The organism is Aminithiophilus ramosus, assembly GCF_018069705.1.
In the GTDB taxonomy this organism is placed as follows: Bacteria; Synergistota; Synergistia; order Synergistales; family Aminithiophilaceae; genus Aminithiophilus; species Aminithiophilus ramosus.
Genome location: NZ_CP072943.1, coordinates 959060 through 982984 on the forward strand (window position 1 = coordinate 959060; position 23925 = coordinate 982984).

Sequence of the window (23925 nt, forward strand, 5' to 3'; positions counted from 1 at the left end):
CCCTCCGAGACTCATCCGCACCGGGAATAGCCGCAGCTCTCGCACTTCAGGCACCCCTCGGCGGCGACGAGAGGGGCCCCGCAGGAGGGACACATCTCGCGGGAGGAATCCCTGTAGCTCTCGCCCAGCGCCCGCTCCAGCCCGCGGGCCACCGCGTCGGGAAGGCTGAGGATGACGCCGTCGCTCTCCCAGACGGGCTGACTCCCTCCGATCCCCTTGAGCTGTTCGACGATCTGCCCGGCCGGGACGCCGCTTCGCAGGGCGAGGGAGATGAGCCGCCCCAGGGCCTCCGTGTGAGCCATCGTATCCTTGCCCGATTTGCCCAGGGTGGCGAAGACCTCGAAGGGTTTCCCCTCGGCCTCGTTGACGGTGAGATAGAGGTTGCCGAAGGAGGTCATGATCTTCACCGTCGTCCCCTTGAGGACTCCGGGGCGGCCGGCGGGCTTCTTCCGTTTTTTGACGGCCTCGCCCTCTCCCCCTCCTCCCCGGTAGAGCACCTGCGTGGCCTTGCAGCGGTCGCGGTAGACGGTGATCCCCTTGCATCCCTCGCGGTAGGCCCTGAGATAGGCCGAGGCCACGTCGTCGACGGAGGCCTCCTCGGGGAGGTTGATCGTCTTGGAGACGGCGTTGTCGGTGTGGCGCTGGAAGGCGGCCTGCATCTTCACGTGCCAGGCCGGGTCGATCTCGTGGGAGGTCACGAAAAGACGGGTCAGATCGTCGGGAAGCCCCAGCCCCGCCAGCGACCCCTTCTCGGCGATGGGACGGAGCCGTGCCTCGTCGTCGAGCCCCCGCTTTTTCAGTTCCTCGACGAGAAGGGCGTTGACGTAGGTCAGGGTGCGCTCCTCGAAGACCTTGCGGCGGTAGGCCAGGGCGAAGAGAGGCTCGATGCCGCTGGAGCAGCCGCAGATGAGGGAGATCGTCCCCGTCGGCGCGATCGTCGTCACCGTGGCGTTCCTCAGGGGGATTCCCCTCTCCTGCCACCGGCTCCCCTCCCAGTTGGGAAAGACGCCCCGCTCCTCGGCCAGAAGACGGCTCTCGTCGCGGCCGGAGGCGGTGACGAAGGCCATGAGTCTCTCGGCCCGCCGGAGGGCCTCGTCGCTGTCGTAGGGAACGCCCAGGCGAAAGAGGGACTCGGCCCAGCCCATGACTCCCAGGCCGATCTTGCGGTTGCCCCGCGAGCGCTCGGCGATCTGGGGCAGGGGAAAGCCGTTGATCTCGATGACGTCGTCGAGGAAGCGCACGGCCAGGCGTACCGTCTTTTCCAACTTTTTCCAGTCGAAATCGTCGCCGTCGATCATGTGAAGAAGATTGATCGACCCCAGGTTGCAGCTCTCGAAGGGAAGCAGAGGCTGCTCGCCGCAGGGATTGGTGGCCTCGATGCGTCCCACCTGGGGAGTGGGATTGTCGGCCTCGATCCTGTCGGAAAAGACCAGGCCGGGGTCGCCCGTGGCCCAGGCGCTCTCGACGAGAAGGTCGAAGATCTCCCGGGCCGGCAGGGTCCTGACCGTCTCGCCTCTTCGCCTGTTGACGAGAGACCAGTCTCCGTCGGCCTCGAGCGTCTCCATGAAGGCGTCGGAAAGGGCCACGGAGATGTTGAAGTTGGCCAGGCGGCCCTCTTTCGTCTTGGCCTTGAGGAAACTCAGCAGATCGGGGTGGTCGCAGTCCAGGATGGCCATGTTGGCGCCGCGTCTCATGCCTCCCTGTTTGACCACCTCCGTGCAGGTATCGAAAAGCTCCATGAAGGAAACGGGCCCCGAGGCGACGCCGCAGGTGCTCCGCACCACATCGCCCGAGGGGCGAAGGCCGGAGAAGTTGAAGCCCGTTCCGCCGCCCGACTTGTGCACCAGGGCCGTCCACTTGAGGGCGTCGAAAATCTCCTCCATGCTGTCGCCCACGGGAAGGACGAAGCAGGCCGAAAGCTGGCCCCCCTCCGTCCCGGCGTTCATGAGCGTCGGCGAATTGGGCAGAAAATCGAGACGGGCCATGACGTCGTAGAAGCGCTCGGCCCAGACCTCGGGGGCCACGCCCCAGCGCCCCTCGGCCCCGGCCACGGCCGAGGCGACGCGCCAGAACATCGCCTCGGCCGTCTCGACGATCTCGCCCGAGGCATCCTTGCGCAGGTAGCGCTGCTCCAGAATGGGCCGCGCGTTGTCGGGAAGATCGACCTTACGTCGTTCTTTCATCGCCGACAGGGACCCCGTCAGTCCCGCACACGGGAGGAATCGGCGACGCCGACGAGGGGACAGAGCCCGGTCAGGTCGTCGAGGACCTTCCAGGCTCCGGCGGAGAGAAGCCCCTCTTCGTCGAAGTTGCCCGTCGTCATTCCCACGGCCCGGACGGAGGCCGCCAGAGCCGTGGCCATGTCGATATCGGTATCGCCCACGTAGAGGACCTCCGCCGGGCCCAGGCCGAGGCGTCCCATGGCCTTGACGAGAGGATCGGCATCGGGCTTGGGGCGATCGACCTCATCGAGCCCCAGGACGAAATCGAAGGCCCAGGTCAGCCCGGCGCCTTCGACGGCGATCCGGGCGTTGCCCCTGTTGGAGACGACGCCGAGGCGGAGACCGGCCCCCTTGAGGGCCTTCAGAACGGGAACCGTCGACGGGAAGGGACGGATGAGGGCGATCTCCTCGGCCCGGTAGTTCTCCCTGTAGCGGTCGACCCACCGGGGATCGAAGCGGCCCCAGAGCTTTTCCCACCCCAGGGGAATGGGATCGCCGATGGTCAGGAGAACCTCCTCGCGCGTGACGGAGGGAAGCCCCTCGGCGGCGGCCAGGAGATTGAGGCAGTGGGTGATTCCCCGACTGCTGTCGACGAGGGTCATGTCGAAATCGAAAAGCAGGGCCTTGATCGAATTTTTCATTAAAAAACCTCCAAAACGAAACCTTTGAGATAATCCGTCTCGGCGACATGGGGCAGTACGGGATGATCGGGCGGCTGATGAAGCTCGGCGACGACCTTGGCGTCCCGCCTTCCGTCCAGGGCGGCCTCCCTTAGAACGTCGAGAAGGGCATCGCGCCCGAAGGCGTGAGAACAGCAGAAGAAGAAGAGGGTTCCTCCTGGCCGGAGAAGGCGCAGCCCCCTCAGAGCCAGATCCTTGTAACCCCTTCGGGCCGATTCGACCTGACGACGGCTCGGAGCGAAGGGCGGCGGATCGAGGACGACGACGTCGAAGGTCCGTCGCTCCTCCTCGAAGCGTCGAAGGACATCGAAGACGTTGCCGCAGACCCAATCGACGCCGTCACGGAGGCCGGAAAGGGACAGACCCCGCCGCCCCGCCTCCAGAGCCGGGGCGGACTGATCGACGGCCGTCACCCGTTCGGCGCCGTAGCGGAGGGCGTGGAGGGCGAACTGGCCCTGGAAGCAGAAGGCATCGAGAACGGAGGCTCCCCGGCAGAGACCGCGGAGAAGGCGGGGGAAGTGGCGCACGTCGAGATAGAGCCCCGTCTTCTGTCCCGCCAGGGGATAGACGAGACTCTTGATCTCTCCCAGGGCGACGACGCGGCTTTCACCCGCCTCCAGAGCGCCTCTGAGCACTTTCTTTTCGGCTCTCAGCCCCTCTCTCTCCAGGGCGCGCACATCGTTGCGCAGGAGCACCGCCGTCGGATCGAGAAGCTCCGAGAGGGCCTCGACGATTTCCTCCCGCATCCCGTACCAGCCCAGGGAGAGGAGCTGAAGGCAGAGGACGTCATCGTAACGATCGACGACGAGGCCGGGCAGGCCGTCGGCCTCGCCGTGGACGAGGCGGAAGGTCTCCTCGCCGGGGCACCAGCGGCGGCGCAGGGCCAGGGCCGACCGGAGACGATCGCGGATCAGGTCGGGAAGGTGAGGACGTTCGGACCCCCATGAAAGAAGGCGGAGGGCCAGCGACGTCTGGGGATTCCAGAGCCCCCAGGCCAGAGGCCTCCTGCCGTCGCCGACGGCGACCAGCTCGCCTCCTTCCGCCTCGGGAAGGGAGGCCAGGTCTCCCCTGAAAATCCAGGGATGGCGGCTCTGCAGACGTTCCAGGCCCCGAGGGGCCAAGCGGGCTTGAGAGGGCACGATTTTTCCTCCTTGGCTTCTGTCGCCGGGAATCTTCCGGCCTGTACCTTTCCGAACCTCATCATGATAGCAGCAAAGGGGACGTTGCGTTCAGAGGGGGAAACCGGAATCCGCAGGCTCTTCAGGAGCAGCTCCGCCGGATCCACCGACTCGCGATCCCTCGAATCGCCTCGCCGGTGAGAGTTCGAGGCGGCCGTTCCCGTCTTTTCGGACCTCTCCTGGTCGGGCCGATGAAGCTCCCCTCCCGTTTCGCCCGTGGATCGGGGGGAGAACGCGCCGTAAAGACGCGCCGAGGACGGCGACGGGGCCTCAATCCGGCCTCGGGGGACGGCAAGCCGATCTTCCCGATTCAGCCGATCCCCTCCGAGCGGAAGGGGCAACCAAAAGGGGAAGCCAAGTCCCTCCGGATCGGAGCGAGCGTCGCCGCGCCCTTGTCGCCCCCCGCGCGGAGGCTTATAATGACCGCCACATTCTTCGACAGGGTCGAGGTGAGTCCTTTGTGGAGCGAGCTGGTTCCTCCCGAGAGGGAGCTTTTTTTTTCTAAAGGGGACGAAAAGGATCCCCGCATGGGGGAGATCGTCCTGCCCGCCGCCGGGACGATTCCCGATGGCGTCGACGTGGCCTTCGTCGGCGTTCCCGAAGACCGGGGCATCGTGGCCAACGGCGGTCGCGAGGGGGCTCGGTCGGGTCCCAGGGCCATCCGCCGGGCCTTCTACCGCCTGACGCCGGGCTTCCGTCCGGCCCTGAGCGACCTGAGCCTCATCGACATCGGCGACGTGAGGACCGAGGGGAGAACGCTGGAAGAGGTCCACGAGAGCGCCCGGACCGTCGTGACCTCCATTGCCGCCAGGGGGATCCTCCCCGTCGTCCTCGGCGGCAGCCACGACCTGACCTTTCCCGGACTGGCCGGGCTCGTCGACGGCCTCGGACTGAACGAGGGCGACCTGGGCGTCGTCAACGTCGACAGCCACCTCGACGTCCGCGACATGAGCCACGGCCTCACCAGCGGAACCCCCTTCTTCAGGGCCCTCGAGGAACTTCCCCGGCGAGCCCTGAAGGGGGACAATTTCGCCGAATACGGCATTCAGGAACTCCACAATTCGCCCTGGTACTACCAGTGGCTCCGCCAGGCCGGGGGCTCCGTCTTCACCCTCAAATCCCTCCAGGGACGGCCCATGGAGACCTTCCTTCAGGCTCTTCAGGTGGCCGGAGAGGGGCCGCACACCATCGCCGTATCCGTCGACATCGACGCGGCTCGCAGCACCGACGCCCCCGGCGCCTCGGCGAGCAACCCCAACGGCCTCTCGGCCCAGGATCTGGAAAAAGTGGCCTACCTGGCCGGCAGGACCGAACGGGTCCGCTTCTTCGACATCATGGAGATGAGCCCCCCCCTCGACGTGGACGGAAGGACGGCCGCCCTGGCCGCGGCCGTCCTCTTCTGGTTCCTCAAGGGCCTCTGCGAGAGGAAATGAGAGGCCCAGGAGGCAAACCCGCAGGCCGACGAGGGGCGTTCCGCCGATCCGGTCACGAAGCGACACGGAGAGCCTGACGGCCGATCCCTGCCCTTCCTCCCGAGAAACCCGACGCTCCCCGGTTCGGAGGTACCCGTCTCCGCCTCGAGAGATGATCCCGGGGCCACCTCTCTGCGGACCCGACCTCTCCTGCCCCATGCCTCGCAAACAGGACCTGTCGATCGGGGAGTGGCCTTTAGGGGAATTTTTCACTTTCTAAAAAACCTTCCAAATGGTATGCTTGTGGCCGAAAATCCCATGCGATTGCCGAAGGAGGAACCATCATGACAAAGGTCACACTGATTCTCGGAAGCCCCCGCAGAGGCGGCAACACGGAGACGCTGGCCGAGGCCTTTCTGTCGGCGCCGGGAAAGGCGGAGAGAATCGACCGCTTCCGCCTCTACGACATGTCCTTTCAGGGCTGCATCGACTGTCGCGGCTGCTGGACCCAGGGAAGGCCCTGCCTCTTCGACGACGATCTGACCGCCCTTTACGAGTCCCTCCGGGAGGCCGACGTCGTCCTCTTCGCCTCGCCTCTCTACTGGTACAGCTGGACGGGCCCCGTCAAGACGCTCTGGGACCGTCTTTTGCCCCTCTACGGGGAGCATGACGGGGGCTTCTCCCTGAAGGGGAAGAGATCGGTTCTGATCGGCGCCGCCGGCGACGAGGACGGCACCTGTTTCCAGGGACTCCTTTTCAGCTTCCGCCGATCCTCCGCCCTCATGGGAATGGCCGTCGCCGGCGAGTTCTGTCTCTCGGGTCTCTATGAGGCCGAAGCCGTCAGGAAGCGACCCGAGCTCCTTCAGAAGATGGCCCTCGCCGGCAAGTCCATCCTCTGAGGGGCCATGGACATCCTTCTTTTCGCCCTCTGTCTGACTGCGGGGATCGCGGCGGGAAAGAGCGGCCGGCTGCCCTCGTCGGTAACGGCCCGAAGCTCTCTGGGGCTGACGGCGGCCGTCTATCTCCTTCTCTTCCTCATCGGCTGCGAGCTGGGAAGCTACCGTTCCCTGCTGGGACAGATGGGAAGCCTGGGCCTCAAGGCGGGAGCCCTCTGCCTCGGGGGGCTTCTGGGCAGCGCCCTCCTTTGCCGCCTCGTCGTCTTCGGCGGAGGTGACGGTCCTGTTTGACCCCAGACCGCTTTTCGTCCTCCTGGCGGGAACGGCCCTGGGCGCCATGGGCTGGCTTCCCGAGGGCTTCTCCTCTCTCATCGACCCGCTGCTCAAGGGGGCCTTGATCCTCCTCTTCCTCGCCATCGGCCTCGACATGGGCAAGGACCCCCACCTCTGGGAGAGCCTCCGCTCTCTTTCGCCCAGAACACTCCTCCTGCCCGCCGCCGCCCTCGGCGGCAGCATCGGCGGCGGCGTCCTGGCCGGAATGGCCACGGGACTTCCCCTTGCCCTCTCGGCATCGGCCTCGGCGGGCTGCGGCTACTACAGCATCACCATGATCCTCCTCAAGGAAGCCGCCGGAATCGAGGCCGCCACGGTGGGTTTCGTCGCCAATCTGCTCCGGGAGATCCTCATCATCGTGGCCATGCCCCTCCTGGTCCGCCTTTTCGGCAAAAACGGCGCCGTCGGCGCCGCAGGAGCGACGGCCATGGACACGGCCCTTCCCTTCATCGTCCGCAGCGCCGGCAAAGAGGTGGCCGTTCTCTCCTTCCTCTCCGGCGTCGTCTTGACGCTCGTCATTCCCCTGGCCGTTCCCCTCGTCTACCGCCTCCTCCTCTGATCGTGTCCATGCAGGTTTTTTCACGAAAAACCTGCATGGACACGACAATATTCCTGCTAAATTGATCTGATCGCGCAATTCGGCAATTGTTTCTCACGAAAAGCTTGCGCAATCTGCCGAGACGTGATAAAACACCTCCATGCTCTCCAAGGAGGATGATCGTTATGACCGAGTCGCTGCGGCCTTCAGCCACTTTCGGCGTCAACGTTTTCGACAGGCGCACCATGAGGGAACGTCTTCCCCGTGATGTCTACGAACAGCTCCTTGCCTCCGTCGAAGGAGGCGCCCCCCTCGACGACGGCGTGGCCAACGCCGTCGCCATGGCCATGAAGGAGTGGGCCCTCGCCCGGGGAACCACGCACTACACCCACTGGTTTCAGCCCCGGACGGAGATGACGGCGGAAAAGCACATGGCCTTCCTCTCCCTGGACCGCAAGGGATTTCCCCTGGAGACCTTCACGGGCGGCGAGCTGATCCAGAGCGAGCCCGACGCCTCCTCGCTGCCTTCCGGCGGCATACGGACCACCTTCGAGGCCCGGGGCTACACGGCATGGGATCCCACCAGCCCGGCCTTCATCATGGACGACGGCGTCGGCGGAACTCTTTTCATCCCCTCCGTTTTCATCTCTCACGACGGCACGCCCCTGGACCTCAAGACGCCCCTCCTGCGCAGCCTCGCGGCCATGGAGCCCCGAGCCCTGCGCCTTCTCAAGCTCTTCGGCAACAGGACCGTCAAAAACGTCCAGATGACCGTCGGGTCGGAGCAGGAGTTCTTCCTCGTCGACGAGGAAGTCGCCCGACGCAGGCCCGATCTGATCTACTGCGGAAAGACCGTTTTCGGCTCCCTGCCGCCCAAGGCCCAGCAGATGGAGGATCACTATTTCGGGACGATCCATCCCCGCGTTCTGGCCTTCATGAACGACGTCGAAGAGGAGCTGACGCGCCTGGGCGTCGTCATCAAGACGCGCCACAACGAGGTCGCCCCCTGTCAGTTCGAATTCGCCCCGCTCCACTGCGAGGCCAACCTCGCCTCGGACCAGAACCAGATGACCATGGGCGTCATGCGCAAGCAGGCCCGCCGGCACGGCTTCCGACTCATCCTCCACGAGAAACCCTTCATGGGCCTCAACGGCAGCGGCAAGCACACCAACTTCTCCCTCCAGGACAGCGAGGGGCGGAACCTGCTGGAGCCGTCGACGAACCAGAGGCGCAACCTCCAGTTTCTGGCCTTCCTCTCGGCCCTTCTCCTCGGCGTGGCCCGTTACGGCGGCCTTCTGAGGGCCTCCATCGCCTCGGCGGGAAACATGCACCGTCTGGGCGGCAACGAGGCGCCTCCGACGATCATGAGCGTCTACCTGGGCGACGTGCTGACGCAGCTGCTGGAGAAGATCAAGGAGGGCTCCTTCAGCGACATGCCCGACAAGGGCCTCCTCGATCTGGGCCTCAGCCGCCTTCCCTCGGTCAAGATCGACAACACGGACCGCAACAGGACCTCGCCCATCGCCTTCACGGGCAACAAATTCGAGTTCCGCGCCACCGGATCCTCCCAGTCCATCGCCGGACCGGTGACAATGCTGCTGGCCCTCTGGAGCTGGGGCATGGACCGGATGGCCGAGATGATCGAAAGCCGCACCGGAGGCGGCTGGGACATCACCGACGCCGCCCTCGACGCCATCCGCCAGGCCTACCGGGAGGGAAGCATCGTCTGCTTCGACGGCAACTGCTACGCCTCGGAGTGGCGCGAAGAGGCCCAGGGACGGAAGCTCCCCCTGGCGGACACGACGCCCGAAGCCCTGGCTCTCTACCTGGTGCCGGAGCACCGGAAACTCCTCGACGAGATGGGGATCATGTCCGACAGGGAGATCGTGGCCTATTACGAGACGCGACTGGAACAGTACTTCAAGACCGTCGACATCGAAATGGGCATCTTCTCCTCCATGGTCTGGGAGGGTGTCCTGCCCGCCCTCTCCCAACAGATCGGCCAGGAGGCCCAGGCCCTTCGCGACCTTCCCGAGGAACTGGCCGGCCAGGCGACGGGATGGAAGGAGGATCTGGGACGTCTCCTGGGGCTCCGCCAGAGCCTGTCGGAGAGGACGAAGAAGCTCGAAGGCCTGAGGAAGAGCCTGGCCGACCTCGACATCGAAACTCAGGCCAACCGCCTGACCTCCGAAGGTCTTCCCCTCTTCGAGGAGGCCCGTGCCCTCTGCGACGAGGTGGAGGGGCTCGTCTCCCTGCCGGTCTGGCCCTACCCCACCTACCGGGATCTCTTCTCGCTCAAGTAGCTCAAGCGGCTCGAGGCGTTTTCGACGAAGAGAGGCCCATCGACGAAGGAGGAGGTCCCTGAGGGGGGACCTCCTCCTTCGCTGTTACGAGTCGCAGAAGAACGTCACGGGATCTGACACAAGTCAGGGAGAGAAGGACAGACCCCGCATCTTCCGGACGAGGGACCAGTCTCCCCCGGAAGACGGCGACCGGCAAAAGGGTGAAAAGGACGAAAGCGCTTCCCCGTCACAGTAGGGGAGAAACCGCTTCCCGACAAGGGTGATTTTTCTCACCCCCCCTCGGGGAAGCAGTGTCGAAGAGGGTTTGCAGCGACGATGAAGCATGATACTCTGTGGGAGTGGCAGCGTCCACTCAAGGAGGTCCTTCTCTGATGTTTTCCTCCGCTTTCGGTCTCGGAGCCGTCACCGCCTGGCGGTGGCTGACCTTTCTCGAGGGACACCTTCTTTCCGTCTTCCCCGAGAGGACCTTGCTCGCCCCCCAGCAGGCCTTTCTTCTGTTCACCCTCCTCCACGGTCTGGGCCTCTTCGCGGCGGCCCGCCGTCTTCTTCCCTTCGACGAGGGGCGCGCGAAGACCACGCTCGTCCTGGGGGCCCTTCTCTCCTCGGCGAGCCAGGTCCCCTTCCTCCTGCCGGGATACGTCACTTCCTGGGGCTGGGGCCTCCTCTTCACCTTCGTCGGAGCCCTGGGAGCGACGATCCTCTTCGTCCTCTGGTGCTGGCACCTCACGCAGTTCTCTCCGGCCGCCTCGGCCTTCCTCTTCGGCTGCGCCAACGTCCTGAGCGCCCTTGTCATCACCTTTTCTCCCTGGATCCCCCGAGAGATTCTTCTGGCCCTGACGCTCCTCCTCCCCTTCGTCGCCGCCTGGTGCTGGCGCGCCCCCTCGGAGGGACTCTACGGGGCGAGAATCCCCTCTCCCCTCTCTCCCTCCTGGGGGCTTTCCCCCTATTCGCCCAAGCTGATGCTCCGCATCGGCTCCTTCTTTTTCACCTGTTCCCTCTTCCACGCCCTGCTCCTGACCTCTTCCTCTCCGGAACTCTACCGGATCTGGAAGGTGACGGAGCCCCTCTACAGCATGGGGGCCCTGACCACGGGCCTTCTGATCTGGCGCTTCGCCGAGATCGACCTGCGGAATCTCTACCGCATGGCCCAGACCCTCCTGGGCCTGGGTTTCGCCACCTTCCTCTTCCTCGGCGGTCATCATCCCCTCATCGCCGTGGCCCTGCTGCAGACGGGCTACGGCGTCTTCGGAACCTACGCCTGGGTCCTCCTCCTCTACCTGGCCTCCAGGGCCGGGAGGAAAGAGGCCCTCGCCGTCGCCTCTCGGGGGCATTTCGGGGTCGTTCTTTCCGTCCTCGTCGGCATCGCCCTGACTCAGGGAGCCCAGAAGGCGGCCATGAAGTTGGGGCTGCCTCTGTCCCCCTTCCTGAGCCTGCTGGCCATCGCCACCCTCTTCCTGGCGGGCCTTGCCTTCGACGACGACAGAGAGACCTTCGCCGGCTATGACCTGCCCCTCGCCGACGGCGACGAGGAGGGCGGCGAAGGCCTCTCTCTTGCGGGACTTCTCGAGGAGGATCTCACCCGGCAGGAGCGGCGTGTCGCCCTTCTCGTCGCCGAGAGATGCTCCAACGCCGACATCTGCGGCCGGCTCAACATCACGACCAACACCGTCCGGACCCATCTGAAGAACATCTACCGCAAGCTGGACGTCTCGGGCCGGGAGGAACTTCAGGATCACCTGGCCTCTCTGGGGAAAAGGGGAGGACTTTAACCCGTCTTTCGCGCCCCGGCCTTGCCCTCCTCCGCGACGGAATTCGGCGGACCCGCGAGACAGGCCACCCGCAGCCGAGCCGCCGATCTCCGGAGGAGCAAGGCCGCCGCGAAGATCGGCCGTCCCCCGAAAAGCGACGCCTCCAGGCCGGACGGGGACCCGCGAACCGGGAGCGGCCGTGCGCCCACCTGAGACGAAAACGGCCGCGTTCCCGCAGGAAAGCCGACCGGTCACGCGCCGACGGCCCCCACTGGGACAGGACCCGCGAGGCTAGAGGCGGGATTCAGGGCCGCTTGACCTCCAGAACCTGGCCCGTCACGGTGACGTTGAAGGAACGGCCCTCTTCCCCCCTTTTCAGGACGATTTTCGACGGAGAGAAGGAGCCGTCGGAGAAGATCAGGAGACGTTCCGGGACGAAGGCGACGGTCCACCGCCCCAGGGGGTAACGACCCAGCTCTCGGCCCGGCCCCTCGGCGGCGGGCCCGTAAAGGACGGCCGAAGCCCCCTCGCCTCGCAGGAAAAGCGTCTCCCCCTCTTTTTGAGCCCTGAGGGCCCCGTCGGTGAGAAGACGTTTCAGCTCCAGGGCCGCGTCGGGCTCGGGAGCGACGAGACGGGGCAGAACCAGGCCGGCCAGGACGGCCAGGAGGGCCACCGTCACGAGGAGCTCGACGAAGGTGAACCCCCTCCCGGCTCTCACGGCCTAGTCCCAGCTGGTGATGTCGGCGTTGGCCCCGTCTCCGCCCTCATCGCCGTCGGGACCGTAGGAGAAGAGATCGTACTCGTCGTGATCGCCGGGAGCCCGATAGACATAGGGCCCGCCCCAGGGATCGACGGGGATCTTCTGAATGTAGCCTCCGTCGCGGTAATTTCTCGGCTCGGGAGGCAGCGTCGGCTTGGAGACGAGCGCCTCCAGTCCCTGGTCCGTCGTGGGGTAGAACCCGCTGTCGAGCTTGAAGAGATCGAGGGCCTGACCGAGCTGGCGGATCTGGACCTGGGCGGCCGTCCGCTTGGCCTCCTCGCCTCGGCCGACGACGCGAGGAACGACGAGACCGGCCAACAGGCCGATGATGACGACGACGACGAGAACTTCGACAAGGGTAAAGGCACTTCTGCGACGGCGGTTCATCTGCATCACCACATCACCTCTTTCTGAAATTTGGGCATTGCCTTATTTCACGAGACCGGAGAGATCGAAGATGGGCAGAAGGATGGCGACGACGACGAAGCCAACGGCCCCTCCGAGGAAGAGGATCAGCAGCGGCTCGACGAGGCTGGCCAGACGTTCCATCTGCGATTCGGCCGTCTCCCAGCTGTTCTCGGCGACCCGCTCCAGGGCCTCGGGAAGCTCCGATCCCATCTCTCCGATGCGCACGACGTAGACGACATCCTCGGGAAAACTCCCCTGCCGCTCCAGGGACTGGGCGAAACGATAGCCCTCGCGGACCCCCTGGGCCACGTCCTTCCATCTCTCCCGATCGCCGTCCATGGGAGCCGTCATCTGAATGGCCTGGACGAGGGGGATGCCCGACGAGACGAGCGTCGAGAGGTGGGAGAAGACGAGGGAGAGGGCGATCCGCTCCCTGAGCCCCCTCATGAAGGGAAGTTTCACCTTCACCCTCCCCCTCTGGACGAGGAGAAGAAGGACGAGGGTCCCCAGGAGGAGGGGAATCCAGAGGGCCTGGGCCCCGGCCGAGAGGGCCAAGAGAATCCGCGTCGGCACGGGGAGGGCCTGGCCGATGTCGGAAAAGAGGGCCGTCAGCCTGGGGACGACGTAGGTGAGGAGGAAGGCGATGACGCCCAGGCCGACGACGACCATCACGGCCGGATAGACGAGGGCCGACTGGACCTTGCGCCGCAGCTGCTGCTCGGCCCTGTAGACTTCGGCTCCCTTGACGAGGATCTCCACCAGCGAGCCGCTGGACTCGCCCGACTCGACCATGCCGATGAGCCCCTCGCGGAAGACGGCCTGATCGCGCATGGCCGTGCCGAGACGGCGCCCTCCCTGAACGCCCTCGAGAAGAGCCCCGTAGGCCTCGCCGAGACGCCTGTCGGGCGTCTGGCGCCGGAGCATCTCGAGGGCCTCCGTGACGGGAAGGCCGCTTTTGAGGTAGGCGCTGAGGCTCTTGCAGAAGAGGACGTGGGAGGCCAGGGAAAGGGGCCGGCCCAACGCCCTTTTTCTGCGCTCCTCGGCGGCGATTTCGACGACGACGAGCCCCTGGAGGGCCAGCTCCCTCAGGGCCGCCTCCGACGAGGCCCCGTCGAGGCGCCCCCGCTTGAGGCGCCCTTCCCCGTCGTAGGCGCTGTAGCGGAAGGTCGTCACGACGGGTCCTCTCCCGTGACGCGCAGGACTTCCTCGGCGGAGGTGACGCCGGCGGCCACCTTCTCGAGACCCAGCCGCCAGAGGCTGACGAGGCCTCTCTCGACGGCGGCGCTCCGCAGGCGCGAGGCGGGCAGCGCCTGGGAGATGGCCTCGCGGGCCCCGTCGTCGACGACGAACTGCTCGTAGAGCCCCACCCGTCCCCGGTAGCCCGTGCCGCCGCAGTGCTCGCACCCGACGGCGCGCCAGTGGGACTCGAGGCCGTAGCGGCGAAGAAGGGGCGTGGCCGCCTCCTCGACGCGGCACCTGGGACAGAGACGGCGGACGAGACGCTGGGCCACGACGCCGTTGAGCGAGCCGGCCAGGAGGAAGGGCTCGACGCCCATGTCGATGAGGCGCGTCACGGCACTCGTCGAATCGTTGGTGTGGAGCGTCGAGAGGACGAGATGGCCCGTCAGCGCCGCCTGGACGCCGATGTGGGCCGTGTCGTAGTCGCGCATCTCGCCGATCATGATGATATCGGGGTCCTGGCGGAGAATCTCCCGGAGGGCCCCGGCGAAGGTGAGCCCCACCTTCTCGTTGACCTGGATCTGGGCCACGCCGGGGAGATCGTACTCGATGGGGTCCTCGACGGTGAGGACATTGACCTGGGGACGGGCCAGGGCCTGGAGGATGGCGTAGAGCGTCGTCGTCTTCCCCGACCCCGTCGGCCCCGTCAGGAGGATGATGCCGTGGGGCCTGGCGATGACCTCCTCCAGGACGGTCCTCTCCCTTTCGGCCATGCCCAGATGCTCCAGGGTCAGCAGTCCCTGCCCCTTGTCGAGGATGCGCAGGGCCAGCCGCTCGCCGTGCTGGGTCGGGATGGCGCCGACGCGGATGTCGATGGCGTGTCCCCCGACGGTGATGCCGATGCGGCCGTCCTGAGAGACGAAGCGCTCGGCGATGTCCATGCGGGCCATGACCTTGAGGCGGCTCGTCAGAGGGGCCTGATGGCCCTTGGGAAGACGGAGGCGGTCGCGGAGGACGCCGTCGACGCGGAAGCGGACGAGGACGCTCTCCTCGTAGGGCTCGATGTGGATGTCGGTGACGCGCTCCCGGATCGCCTCGGCGATGAGACCGTTGACGAGGCGGATGATGGGGACGTCGACGGAGTCGCTCAGGACGTCCTCGCGGGCCAGGTCGGCCAGATCGTCGACGCCCTCGACGGCGTCGACGTCCTCTTCGGCGAGACCGCTGCGCAGGTCGTAGAGGGCCCGGAGAAGGCCGTCGATGGCCTCTCTCCTGTGGATCTCCACCTCGACGGGCAGCCCCAGCGAGGCCCCCAGGATCTGGGCCTGGGGGAAGGCTTCGAGGGAGACGGCGCCGACGATGAGCAGCTCCCCCTCGCGTCTCAGGGGAACGATGCCCTGCTGGCGCAGCGTGTCGAGGCTGAGCGCCTCAGGCAGAAAGGGAAGGACCTGAGAGGGCTCGGGCAGGGTCACAGATTCTTCACCGCCTCACGGTAGAGGGACTCGAAGCGGTCCTGGAGCTCCTTCTCGGCCTGGGTCTTGCCGCCGTGCTCCTCGCCGCCCATGATGCGCTTCGTGGCCGCTCCGGCCATCTCGGGCGTCTCGAGGATCTCCGGCGTCAGGAGAAGGATCAGCTCCACCTTCTCCTTCTGCTTCGACGTGGTGGTGAAGAGATTGCCCAGAAGGGGAATGTAGGAGAGGCCGGGGACGCGGTTCTTGAGGAACTTCTCCGACTCGGTGATGAGGCCGCCCAGGACGATGGTGTCTCCGTTGCGGACGAGGACGGAGGTCTTGATCTCCCGCTTGGCCGTCACGGGCGTATCCGACGTCTGGGCCGTCAGGACGTCCTCGGTGCGCTGCTCGATGTCGAGGGCCACCAGATTGCCGCTGCGGACGTGGGGCGTCACCTTGAGGACGATCCCCGTGTCCTTGTACTCGTAGCTGTTCTGGACCGCCGAGGGGTTGGTGATGTCGGAGTTCTTCGACGTCAGCTGAGGAATGACCTGGCCCACCTGGAGCTGGCTCTCCATGTTGTCGGTGCACATGAGGCGGGGCATGGAGAGGACGTTGATGGCGTCGTGCTTGTTGAGCATGTTGATCGACGTGTAGAGAAGGCCCTTCGTCTCGGTGTTGGTGACCTTATAGGTTTCGCCGTCCCTTGGCAGAAACTCCTCTTTCGTCGTCAGATCCGTGAAGTAGTCGATGATCGACGACGGTACGGACGTGTTGCCCAGCTGGATCTGGCCTCCCAGGATGGCGTCGCCTCCCAGCTCGGCGCCGCCGTAGGCCGCCCAGTCGATGCCGGCGCTGTTGAGGCGCGTCAGGTTCACCTCGGCGATGAGGCCTCGGAGGAGGACCTGCTTGGGCTGGGTGTCGAGGGCCTCGATGATCTTGAGGAGCTCCTCGTACTGGCTGGGAGGGGCGGCGAAGATGAGGCTGTTCGTGGCCGTGTCGGCCACGACGGTGTTGGGGATCTTCCCCTCCTTGTCGGCCTCGAGACGAGCCGCCACGGCCAGAAGCTGGCTCAGCTGCTCCGCCACAGCCGTGGCGTCGGCGTTCTGGAGCTTGTAGATGTGGAACTCGCCCGACCGGGCCGGCACGTCCAGCTCGCTGACGACGCGCCCCGCCTCGGCCAGGGCGGCGCTGTCGCCGACGATGACGAGTTTGCGGCTGGCCTCGTCGGCGGCGACGAAGATGCCGAAAAGGGGCGAGTTCTGCTCCTTCGAGAGGAGGGTCAGGTGCTGGGCGATGACCTTGGGCGACCCGCTGACGATGGGGAGGGCCAGGCTGACCTTGACGCTCTCGGGCGAGTCGACGGCGCGGATGACGCCCACGGCCTGCTGGACGAGGGAGGAGAGCCCCGAGAGGACGACGCCGTTGCCCGAGAGGAGGGGGACGATGCCGATGCCCTTGCCGATGGAGGTCTGGACGGCGTTGACGACGAAGGAGGCCGAGACGTAATCGAGGGGGACGAGCTGGACCACCGTCTGGTCGCCCGAGCCGGGGCCGACGCGTCCCTTGCGGACGATCTGGTCCGAGCTGGGGCCCTTGCTGGCCGGGACGAGCTTGCTGTAGCCGCTGTATCCCTGAAGGGAGAGGCCGTTCATCTCCAAGACGGAGACCATGAGGACCCGGGCCTGCTCGAGCGAGACCGACCGGGGGGAGACGACGGTCACCGTTCCCTTGACGGCGGGATCGACGAGGATGTTCTCCTGGAGGAGTTCGGTCATGAAGCGCATGAATTTGATGATGTCGAGGTCCTTGAAGTTGAGCTGGACCCGCCCCGAATCGCGCATGACCCGAGCCGCCTCGATGAGATTCTGTTCCGTCAGTTCGGCGTCGTCCGCGGGAAGATCTTCCGCCGCCAGGGGGCCGGGAAGGGCCAGAAGGGCCACGACCAGGCAAAGATAGAGAAAAAGCCTCGTGCCTCGCATCGAAAAACCTCCGTCTCGCTCTAAGGTATGCATAATGTCATCGATCGCCCTTTGTACTGAAGGCGGAGCAGACCGTACTGGGCCGTCCAGAGCCCCTCGAGGAGCTCTCTCGTGACGGGCCGGACCTCCCAGGCCAGGTCACCCTCGGAACCGGACGACGGAAGGTCGCCGGCCAGGGCCCGGACCTGAAGGGCCCTGGCTCCGTCGAGAAAGTCGCGCTGAAGGCGCACCTCGGCCAGGCTTCTCTGGGACATGGCCACGAGCCGCAGCGCCCCCGTGGCCGACAGGGCCAGGATGGCCACGGCGACGAGAACTTCCAGAAGGGTGAATCCCCGGGAGGCCACGTCACTTCACCGTGTAGCTCAACTCGACGGGCTGGCCGCCGCGGAGGACGGAGACGTCGAAGCGCGATCCCCCCATGAGAGAGGAGATGGCGTTGGCCACGTCGTTCATGTTCTGGATCTGAACGCCGTTGACGGACTGGATGACATCGCCCCGCGAGACGCCGAGCTGACGGAGAATGCTGTCGTCGCGGATGTAGCGCACCTCGATGCCGGCGGCCGAGCCGTCCTGAACGTGGGGCTGGAGACGGATCTTGCGCAGCTCCTCGAAGGGGTTCATGAGGAGGTTGTTGACGAGATCCCTGTCGACGGCCCCCTCCTTACCGGGGGCGGCGGCCGTGACGGAGAGGGCGGCCGGTTCGGGAGCGGGCGCGGGACGGGCCGCCCTGGCGGGAGGGGCAACGGCAACGGCCTTGGCGAACTCCAGCGTCAGGACGAGGAGGTCTCCCTCTGCGCCCCGGAAGAGGGCCCGACCGGGCTCGACGTCGGTCAGCTCGTAGCCCTGGGCCGTCTGGCCGCGGAGGATGAGCCGCACCGTCTCCCCGACGAGGACGAAGGCCCCCTCGGGTGGCAGGGTGCCGACGAGACGGGCCTTTCGGAAGGAGGCCCGATCGGGCTCCGCGGCGGCGGGAGTCCGATCCTGGAGGGCGATCTGCCTTTCGACGCCGAAGGGGTTGGCCTCGACGAAGGCCTTCAACCCTTCGGCGAGGGGATCGCCCGATGGAAGGGTCCCGACGGAGCTCTCCCGGAGGGCCCAGGTGTGAATGCCGTCGAGGAGGCGCTGTCTGAGGGCGATCTCGACGGCCCGGGCGCCGACGGAGCCGACGATGACGCCGGCGACGGCGACGGCCAGAGGAAGGGCCAGCCGTCTCCCCCAGAGGAGGAGGGCACTCCGTGCCGACCCCGAGATCCGGGGCGGGGAGAGGCGGAGACGTCTCATGGCCGGGTCACCTTCCATCGTCCTTCGCCCTCTTTCTTGATGGGCAGCAGGGCCCGAAGTCCCGTAAGGACCGGGTCCAGTTCGGCAGGGGCGCCGATGTCGAGGGAGGCCCGCGTCAGAGCGGACGAGGTCGGGTCGAAGGAGAAGGCGCCTTTGACGGAGAGGGGGCCGGACAGGTCGACGTCGAAGACGTCGACGGACCGGGGTCGGGCCTTCAGGAGCAGGCGCCCGGCGTTCCACGAGGCGCGATGGCCCTGAAGGAGGATCAGGTCGCCGGGACCGACGGCGAGGTCCACCGCCAGGGATCGGCTCAGGATAGAGGAGAGCGGATCGAGACGCCCCTCGACGAGGGCGGCGTTCACCTTCAGGAAGGGGTGGGAGAGGGAGAGACCTCGGGCGAGGAAGAGGGGACGGAGCCCCCCCCGGCCCGAGACTTCGAGGGCCGTCATCTCCACCCCCTGGCGCTCCAGATGGCGGGCCGTCTCGTCGAAAAGGGCCTGGGCCGCCTGATTCCAGGGGAAGAAGAGCCAAAGGCCGGCTCCAAGGCCCAGGAGGAAGAGCGAAAGGAGGAAAAAGACGCGGACGACCTTCATCGCCGTTCCCCCCCGACGAGGATCGAACAGGAGAAGCGCTTCGTCTCCCCCTGAGGGACGGAGCGGAGTTCGGCCGAGAGAGGGGGAAGGTCCTTCCTCTCCAGTTCCTGGAGGAGCGTCGCCAGCTCCTCGCCGTAGAGGCGCTCCAACTGAAGCGTCGCCCCGGCGGCGCCGGCCGAAAGCTGGACGAGGCGGTCCTTGACGCCGACCTGATCGATGAGGGACGAGAGGATCGAGAGGATGTCGCCGGAGGGAGCCTTTTTCGTCTCCTGTCGGGGCTGGTTGCGGTAGCTCCGGACGACCTGGGCCAGACGGCGGAAGCGATCCTCCTGAAGGATCATGCGGCTTCTGAGATCGCCGGCCTCTCCCCAGAGGCTGATGGCCGTCAGCCAGAGGGCCGCTCCCAGAAGCAGAAAAAGGACCGATCTCCGGGCCTGTCTGTCGGTCCGGAGCCAGTCGAAGCCTTTGCGCAGATGACGTTCCAGGGCACTCATGGCTGTTCCCACCTCAGAGAGAGGGAGAAGCGCAGCTTCCCCCCCGGAGTCTGCTGAATGTCGCCCAGTCGCGAATCCAGTCCCTGCGTCTTCAGGCGGGCCTGAAGGCCCTCGATGTCCCGGACGTCAGGGGCGGCGCCGACGACGTCGGCCCCGAAAGCATTATAGCGCAGCGTCTCGAGCGTGACGTCGACGGGGGCCCCGCCGGAGCTCCAGGATTCTCCGACGAGGGAGAGGATCTCGGCCAGGGAGGGACCGGCGTTTCCCCCCGGGGAAGTCATGAGCCGGGCCCGGGCCTGGCTGAGGGGATCGCGGAGGACGCCGTCGTCGCCGAAGGTCTCCCGGTAGAGGGACTCGGAGCGCCTCTGGATGTCCCGGAGGTCGGCCCTGAAAAGGAAGAGGAAGGAGGCCGCCAGGAGAGAGGCGGCGAGCCCCGTGGCGGCGACGGCCCAGCCGGCCCTCCGGACGAGGGAGAGAAGCCTGTCGGCCCTCAGGGCGGCATCGATGGCCTGGCCCGAGAGATCGACGCCGTAGAGGCGATGGGAAGGATCGAGAAGCTTCAGGGCGCCCTCGCGAAGAAGGGCAAGGGCCCGAGGCTCGTCGGCGACGAGGTCGGCCGAGACGATCGAGGCCTCCGCGTCGCCGAGGAACTGGCGCAGCCAGGCGACTTCGGCCTCCATGTCCCGTCTGTCGCGGGGCTGGCAGCGCAGGGCCAGAGGCTGGCCATCGCCGAGGGCGACGCTGTAGAGGTGGTCGCCATCGCCGAGCAGGGCGCCGTCGCCGCCCAAAGCGGCCAGGGCCAGGACGGCCGGAACGAGGCGGACCTCCCTGCCGTTGGCGGGCGGAGCCCACTGGCTCCTCTCCCCCCTCGAGACGAGCCAGGCGACGCCGCGGCTCTTCTTCCCCTCGCTCGCCGTGACAAGGGGAAGGAGGTCCAGCCCCCCTCCGGCGAGGAAGGGCTGAAGGCGCAGTCTGAGAGCCTCGCGAATCTGCCCCAGGTTGGAGAGGGGCAGCTCGAAGGGGTGAACGGCCACGGTCCGAAAGGGGCAGAGGACGAGGAGGCTCCCCTTCCCCTCCGAAGGGGACGGGAGATTCCGGGAGCCCTCTCCGGTGAGCTCGAGAAGAAGGTCCTTGCGGGCGAGGCATATCTTGGGCACGTCGGCCATGGTCTAACGCTCCTTCCAGAGAAGAATATCCGCCGCTTTGCCCCGTTTCCGGAGAACGACTTCATAGTGGAGCTGGGCTCCCGAGAGAAGCTGAACCTCCACCTGGGCCCGGAAGGTCTCGCTCTTGAACCCGAGAAGGTTCGACAGGCGCGGAAGAGCCGCGTCGGCGACGCCGCCCCTCGATTTGAGCTCCTCCATGGAGGTGAAGGGCGTCTTCCGACGCGCTTCGACGACGGACCGGGCCCTGTCGGAGGTGAAGGTATCGTCGAGGACGGTCAGCACGTCCGCCTCGGCCACGTTGACGTTGATCCTGTTCCCTCCCCAGGGAGAGAGAAAATGGACGAGGCCGGGACGTCCCCGCGAGGGGTCTCCGTAGAGGACCTTCTCGTCGACGCCGGGGCAGGCCAGAAGTTCCGAGAGATCGGCCGGGATCCGGTTGGGGTAGGCCTCTCTCTCCATTCCTCCCAGGCGGGGGGCGACGTTGCCGTCCATGAAATCGAGGACGACCTGTTCCAGATCGGTTCTCTCCAGGCGTTCCCAGATGCGGCGCCAGGGCTGCTCCATCTCGAGGCGCAGCGTCTCTCCGTCAGGCAGGAACAGGGCCGACAGGGAGATCTTGTCGTCGCCGGGGAGGAAGGAGACGACGGCGACGCCGATTTCCTCGACGGGAATGACGTGGGTGCCGAACCAGAGCTCGTCGAGACCGTCGTAGTCGTTGGTGTCGAAGGCGAGACCCGCCGCGAGTTGGCGCGTGGCGATGTAGGCCAGGCTCCGGGCCGTCAGCGACTCTCGCTCCCGCTCGATCTGCCTCACCTGGCCTCGGACGAACCAGGCGAGCCCCGTCGAGGCGCCGAGAAGAACCATGACGGAAAAGAGGACGGCGACGAGGATGAAGCCGGGCCGTCTAGCGCGTCTGAGGGAGCCAGTCCTCATAGAGGTTTTCAACCTCCCCTCGAGTCAGAGTCAGCCTGAGGGCCCGCGGAAGGGGGCCTGAATACTCGTCGACCCACTGGTTTCCGTTCAGGAGGGTCACCCTCAGCCCGTCGAGGCCCTGGAGGACGAGCTGCCCCTCTTCGTCGGCGAGGGCAGCCACGTTGATCTCCGACGGGAGGGCGCCGGGCAGGATCCAGCGCATCAGGGAGTTCTCGTAGGCCCGGCTTCCGCCCAGGCGGTAGACGACGGTCCCCGCGGCCCTTCCCTGTCGCAGCGGAGCGACGCTCCAGAAAAGAAGGGCGTCATCGGCCCTGCCCCCGAAGCGATCGTGGCGGACGAGCCGCACGGCCGGCTCCTTGGGCGGCTGCTGATACTGGCGCATGTCGCCGACGATGCGGGCCGAGGCGAGGCGAAGTCCGGCCTCGGCTCCGAAGGATCCCTCCAGGTCGCGGAGAACGCCGACGGTGTGGATCAGGGGCGTGAAGGCCGTGACGGCGATCAGCCCCGCCAGGGCCGCGACGACGAGGATCTCGACGAGGGTGAAGCCCTCACGGAGACGGGCCACCCCGGACTTTCCCGATCGGGTCACCATGGAGACACGGTCAGGGCGTCCCCGAGAGGGTCGACGAGGGTCCGATGCGGTAACTGCCCGGCTTGAGGTAGGAAACCGACTCCATGAGCTCCTCTTTTCGCCCCAGACGGCCCTGCCACTTAAGGAGGGCGCGCAGCTCCTGGCTGTGGGGCTCGCTGCGGAAGACCGTCTCGAGGCGCAGGACGCCGTCCAGGAGAATCTCGCGGTTTTTCGTGATCTCGCCGATGGAGACGAGGTGATGAGCCAGCTGTTTGGCGGCGATGTCGCGGACGAGAAGATGGTCGTGGGCCTTCTCCAGAAGCTCCCTCCGAGTCTGGGCGCTGCGGCTGCGCATGGCAACGGCAATTTTACGGTCTCCGACCATGGAATCAATCATGAGGGCCGATCCGGCCAGGGCGACGACGGTCACCAGTCCACCCAGAGCCCGAAGCGCCCGGGGACGGCAGCGGCTCCAGGCCGTCTCGACGGGCAGGAGCTCCCTGTTGGCCAGGGCGAAGGCGAGGCTCATCCAGAGGACGTTCTCGATGCGGTGGAAGGGACGGGTCCAGAGGGCGTCGAACCAGAAGAGGAAGAGAAGGCCGATGGCCCAGAGAGCCGCCGAGGAGAGCTCCTTTTTCCGAGTCAGGGCCCGCAGAAGGGAGAAGAGCCACCATCCCCCGAGGCCGACGAGGAAGAGAAAGCCGAAGAGACCGAACTCGCAGAGGAACTGGAGGACTTCGCTGTGGGCCCAGAGGGTGAACTTCCAGTCCCTGTCGGGGTGGTCGCGGAGCATATCCCTCTGGGCGTCGAGGTAGTTCCACTTGTAGTGGCCCAGCCCCACTCCGGTGAGAGGATGTTTTTTGAACATGGCCCAGGAGGTGAGCCAGATGGAGTCGCGATGGCCCACGGTCTCGACGTCCCGGACCATCTCGGCAGCCTTTCGGACGAGCTGATGGCCCCTTCCGGCCCCTTCGGCGGCGAAGAGGGTGGCAGCGAGGATGAGGAGGATCGTCAAGAGGCGCCGGAGTCCCTTTCTGCCGACGAGGCGGCCGTAGACGAGGGAGAGGGCGGCGAGGCCGACGAAGAAACTCAGGTAGGCCGAGCGGCTCGTCGTGTTCCAGAGCCCCCAGGCGTTGACGGCGAATAAAGCCAGGTTGATCAGGCCCTCCCTCCGGCTCCCCTCCCGGACGAGGTGGAGGAAGGCGCCGCCGTAGAGGGCGATGGCGATCCAGACGCCGAGCATGTTCTGCTGCCCCGTGTTGCCGATGTAGTGGCCCGGCGTGGGGAGGATGAAGGGGAAGGGACCGTTGAGCTCCCTGATCTGAAGCTCGGCGAAGAGGACGTTGACGGCGCCGTTGAGGGCGGCGGCCAGGAGAAAGAGGGAAAGGCGCCTGCCGTCGAAGTCGTGGCGGGCCCAGACGTAGGCGGCCCAGAGGGTGGCCAGGTAGAACCACTCCCGCACCAGGGTGGGAATGGAGGTGACGGGGGCCCACAGGGGCTGAAAAGCGGCGTAGAGGAGGAGGAGGAACCAGAGGGCGCCGAAGGGATCCAGCGAAAAGGCCGTCCCTTCGGGGCCGCGGCGGAGAAGACGCCATCCGACAACGACGGAGAGGAGGGCGACGGGGATCATGGCGAGAAACCATTTCATGAGGTGGAGCGTCTGGAACCAGTAGGCGCCGGAGAAGAAGAGATTGGGCGCCGTCAGGGCGACGAAGAGCATGCTTTCGAGAAGCCACTCCGGCGCCAGACGGGGGGCGGAAGAGGCGGCCTCTCCGACGATCGAGGGGGTTTTCACGC

At 66.4% G+C, this 23925-nt stretch carries 22 protein-coding genes; 6 read left to right on the top strand and 16 right to left on the bottom strand.

Annotated elements, in window-relative coordinates; translation table 11 throughout:
• Nucleotides 1-11: 11 nt before the first annotated feature.
• The 3 genes from KAR29_RS04295 to KAR29_RS04305 are packed head-to-tail and all read right to left on the bottom strand — an operon-like array spanning nucleotide 12 to nucleotide 4041.
• Nucleotides 12-2183, bottom strand: coding sequence for a vitamin B12-dependent ribonucleotide reductase (locus KAR29_RS04295; protein ID WP_274374396.1), 2172 nt, complete (start codon nucleotides 2181-2183; stop codon nucleotides 12-14).
• A 17-nt stretch (nucleotides 2184-2200) separates the two neighbouring features.
• Complete coding sequence (locus tag KAR29_RS04300) at nucleotides 2201-2863, bottom strand: HAD family hydrolase (protein WP_274374397.1); 663 nt, start codon at nucleotides 2861-2863, stop codon at nucleotides 2201-2203.
• Nucleotides 2863-4041 (bottom strand): class I SAM-dependent rRNA methyltransferase, encoded by a 1179-nt coding sequence (locus tag KAR29_RS04305; protein ID WP_274374398.1) that lies wholly within the window; start codon nucleotides 4039-4041, stop codon nucleotides 2863-2865. The genes KAR29_RS04300 and KAR29_RS04305 overlap by 1 nt, the downstream gene beginning before the upstream one ends.
• A gap of 458 nt (nucleotides 4042-4499) precedes the next feature.
• Between KAR29_RS04305 and KAR29_RS04310 the strand changes: the two genes are divergently transcribed.
• From KAR29_RS04310 to KAR29_RS04335, 6 genes are all read left to right on the top strand, one after another.
• Nucleotides 4500-5513 carry a formimidoylglutamase gene (locus KAR29_RS04310; RefSeq protein WP_274374399.1) on the top strand — a complete coding sequence of 338 codons (1014 nt, stop codon included), beginning with the start codon at nucleotides 4500-4502 and terminating at the stop codon, nucleotides 5511-5513.
• Between the two features lie 323 nt (nucleotides 5514-5836).
• Nucleotides 5837-6391: a flavodoxin family protein gene (locus KAR29_RS04315; RefSeq protein WP_274374400.1), complete on the top strand. Its 555-nt coding sequence runs from the start codon at nucleotides 5837-5839 to the stop codon at nucleotides 6389-6391.
• Between the two features lie 6 nt (nucleotides 6392-6397).
• A complete protein-coding gene (locus tag KAR29_RS04320) occupies nucleotides 6398-6679 on the top strand; it encodes a LysO family transporter (RefSeq protein ID WP_274374401.1) in 282 nt (93 codons plus the stop codon).
• Nucleotides 6663-7280, top strand: coding sequence for a lysine exporter LysO family protein (locus KAR29_RS04325; protein ID WP_274374402.1), 618 nt, complete (start codon nucleotides 6663-6665; stop codon nucleotides 7278-7280). The genes KAR29_RS04320 and KAR29_RS04325 overlap by 17 nt, the downstream gene beginning before the upstream one ends.
• 164 nt (nucleotides 7281-7444) lie before the next feature.
• Nucleotides 7445-9562, top strand: a complete 2118-nt coding sequence (locus KAR29_RS04330; RefSeq protein WP_274374403.1) for a glutamine synthetase III family protein — start codon at nucleotides 7445-7447, stop codon at nucleotides 9560-9562.
• A gap of 371 nt (nucleotides 9563-9933) precedes the next feature.
• Nucleotides 9934-11331 (top strand): helix-turn-helix transcriptional regulator, encoded by a 1398-nt coding sequence (locus tag KAR29_RS04335; protein WP_274374404.1) that lies wholly within the window; start codon nucleotides 9934-9936, stop codon nucleotides 11329-11331.
• A 283-nt stretch (nucleotides 11332-11614) separates the two neighbouring features.
• On the opposite strand, the gene KAR29_RS04340 is transcribed toward KAR29_RS04335, so the two are convergent.
• The 13 genes from KAR29_RS04340 to KAR29_RS04400 are packed head-to-tail and all read right to left on the bottom strand — an operon-like array spanning nucleotide 11615 to nucleotide 23923.
• Complete coding sequence (locus KAR29_RS04340; protein WP_274374405.1) at nucleotides 11615-12028, bottom strand: prepilin-type N-terminal cleavage/methylation domain-containing protein; 414 nt, start codon at nucleotides 12026-12028, stop codon at nucleotides 11615-11617.
• A 3-nt stretch (nucleotides 12029-12031) separates the two neighbouring features.
• On the bottom strand, nucleotides 12032-12463 hold the full coding sequence (gspG, locus tag KAR29_RS04345) for a type II secretion system major pseudopilin GspG (protein WP_274374910.1): 432 nt from the start codon (nucleotides 12461-12463) through the stop codon (nucleotides 12032-12034).
• A 36-nt stretch (nucleotides 12464-12499) separates the two neighbouring features.
• Nucleotides 12500-13651, bottom strand: a complete 1152-nt coding sequence (locus tag KAR29_RS04350) for a type II secretion system F family protein (RefSeq protein ID WP_274374406.1) — start codon at nucleotides 13649-13651, stop codon at nucleotides 12500-12502.
• Nucleotides 13648-15129, bottom strand: coding sequence for a GspE/PulE family protein (locus KAR29_RS04355; RefSeq protein WP_274374407.1), 1482 nt, complete (start codon nucleotides 15127-15129; stop codon nucleotides 13648-13650). The genes KAR29_RS04350 and KAR29_RS04355 overlap by 4 nt, the downstream gene beginning before the upstream one ends.
• A complete protein-coding gene (gene gspD / locus KAR29_RS04360; protein WP_274374408.1) occupies nucleotides 15126-17090 on the bottom strand; it encodes a type II secretion system secretin GspD in 1965 nt (654 codons plus the stop codon). The genes KAR29_RS04355 and gspD overlap by 4 nt, the downstream gene beginning before the upstream one ends.
• 20 nt (nucleotides 17091-17110) lie before the next feature.
• Nucleotides 17111-17434, bottom strand: a complete 324-nt coding sequence (locus KAR29_RS04365) for a type II secretion system protein (protein WP_274374409.1) — start codon at nucleotides 17432-17434, stop codon at nucleotides 17111-17113.
• 1 nt (nucleotide 17435) lies between these two features.
• Nucleotides 17436-18389 (bottom strand): type II secretion system protein GspC, encoded by a 954-nt coding sequence (gene gspC, locus KAR29_RS04370; RefSeq protein WP_274374410.1) that lies wholly within the window; start codon nucleotides 18387-18389, stop codon nucleotides 17436-17438.
• Nucleotides 18368-18964, bottom strand: a complete 597-nt coding sequence (locus KAR29_RS04375) for a hypothetical protein (RefSeq protein ID WP_274374411.1) — start codon at nucleotides 18962-18964, stop codon at nucleotides 18368-18370. The genes gspC and KAR29_RS04375 overlap by 22 nt, the downstream gene beginning before the upstream one ends.
• Nucleotides 18961-19458, bottom strand: coding sequence for a type II secretion system protein GspM (gspM, locus tag KAR29_RS04380; protein ID WP_274374412.1), 498 nt, complete (start codon nucleotides 19456-19458; stop codon nucleotides 18961-18963). The genes KAR29_RS04375 and gspM overlap by 4 nt, the downstream gene beginning before the upstream one ends.
• On the bottom strand, nucleotides 19455-20624 hold the full coding sequence (gspL, locus tag KAR29_RS04385) for a type II secretion system protein GspL (RefSeq protein ID WP_274374413.1): 1170 nt from the start codon (nucleotides 20622-20624) through the stop codon (nucleotides 19455-19457). The genes gspM and gspL overlap by 4 nt, the downstream gene beginning before the upstream one ends.
• A gap of 3 nt (nucleotides 20625-20627) precedes the next feature.
• The gene (locus KAR29_RS04390; protein ID WP_274374414.1) at nucleotides 20628-21557 is read right to left on the bottom strand and encodes a type II secretion system protein GspK; all 930 of its coding nucleotides are present in this window, start codon (nucleotides 21555-21557) and stop codon (nucleotides 20628-20630) included.
• Nucleotides 21529-22122, bottom strand: a complete 594-nt coding sequence (locus KAR29_RS04395; RefSeq protein ID WP_274374415.1) for a prepilin-type N-terminal cleavage/methylation domain-containing protein — start codon at nucleotides 22120-22122, stop codon at nucleotides 21529-21531. Before KAR29_RS04395 ends, KAR29_RS04390 begins: the two co-directional genes overlap by 29 nt.
• Before the next feature lie 37 nt (nucleotides 22123-22159).
• Complete coding sequence (locus KAR29_RS04400) at nucleotides 22160-23923, bottom strand: O-antigen ligase family protein (protein WP_274374416.1); 1764 nt, start codon at nucleotides 23921-23923, stop codon at nucleotides 22160-22162.
• Nucleotides 23924-23925: the final 2 nt, after the last annotated feature.

Coding starts and splice junctions, on each gene's coding strand:
- gspL (WP_274374413.1), bottom strand. CDS start 20,624: ATGGCCGACGTGCCCAAGATATGCCTCGCCCGCAAGGACCTTCTTCTC.
- KAR29_RS04310 (WP_274374399.1), top strand. CDS start 4,500: ATGACCGCCACATTCTTCGACAGGGTCGAGGTGAGTCCTTTGTGGAGC.
- KAR29_RS04300 (WP_274374397.1), bottom strand. CDS start 2,863: ATGAAAAATTCGATCAAGGCCCTGCTTTTCGATTTCGACATGACCCTC.
- KAR29_RS04390 (WP_274374414.1), bottom strand. CDS start 21,557: ATGAGGACTGGCTCCCTCAGACGCGCTAGACGGCCCGGCTTCATCCTC.
- KAR29_RS04315 (WP_274374400.1), top strand. CDS start 5,837: ATGACAAAGGTCACACTGATTCTCGGAAGCCCCCGCAGAGGCGGCAAC.
- gspM (WP_274374412.1), bottom strand. CDS start 19,458: ATGAGTGCCCTGGAACGTCATCTGCGCAAAGGCTTCGACTGGCTCCGG.
- KAR29_RS04330 (WP_274374403.1), top strand. CDS start 7,445: ATGACCGAGTCGCTGCGGCCTTCAGCCACTTTCGGCGTCAACGTTTTC.
- gspD (WP_274374408.1), bottom strand. CDS start 17,090: ATGCGAGGCACGAGGCTTTTTCTCTATCTTTGCCTGGTCGTGGCCCTT.
- KAR29_RS04375 (WP_274374411.1), bottom strand. CDS start 18,964: ATGAAGGTCGTCCGCGTCTTTTTCCTCCTTTCGCTCTTCCTCCTGGGC.
- gspG (WP_274374910.1), bottom strand. CDS start 12,463: ATGCAGATGAACCGCCGTCGCAGAAGTGCCTTTACCCTTGTCGAAGTT.
- gspC (WP_274374410.1), bottom strand. CDS start 18,389: ATGGAAGGTGACCCGGCCATGAGACGTCTCCGCCTCTCCCCGCCCCGG.
- KAR29_RS04335 (WP_274374404.1), top strand. CDS start 9,934: ATGTTTTCCTCCGCTTTCGGTCTCGGAGCCGTCACCGCCTGGCGGTGG.
- KAR29_RS04320 (WP_274374401.1), top strand. CDS start 6,398: ATGGACATCCTTCTTTTCGCCCTCTGTCTGACTGCGGGGATCGCGGCG.
- KAR29_RS04295 (WP_274374396.1), bottom strand. CDS start 2,183: ATGAAAGAACGACGTAAGGTCGATCTTCCCGACAACGCGCGGCCCATT.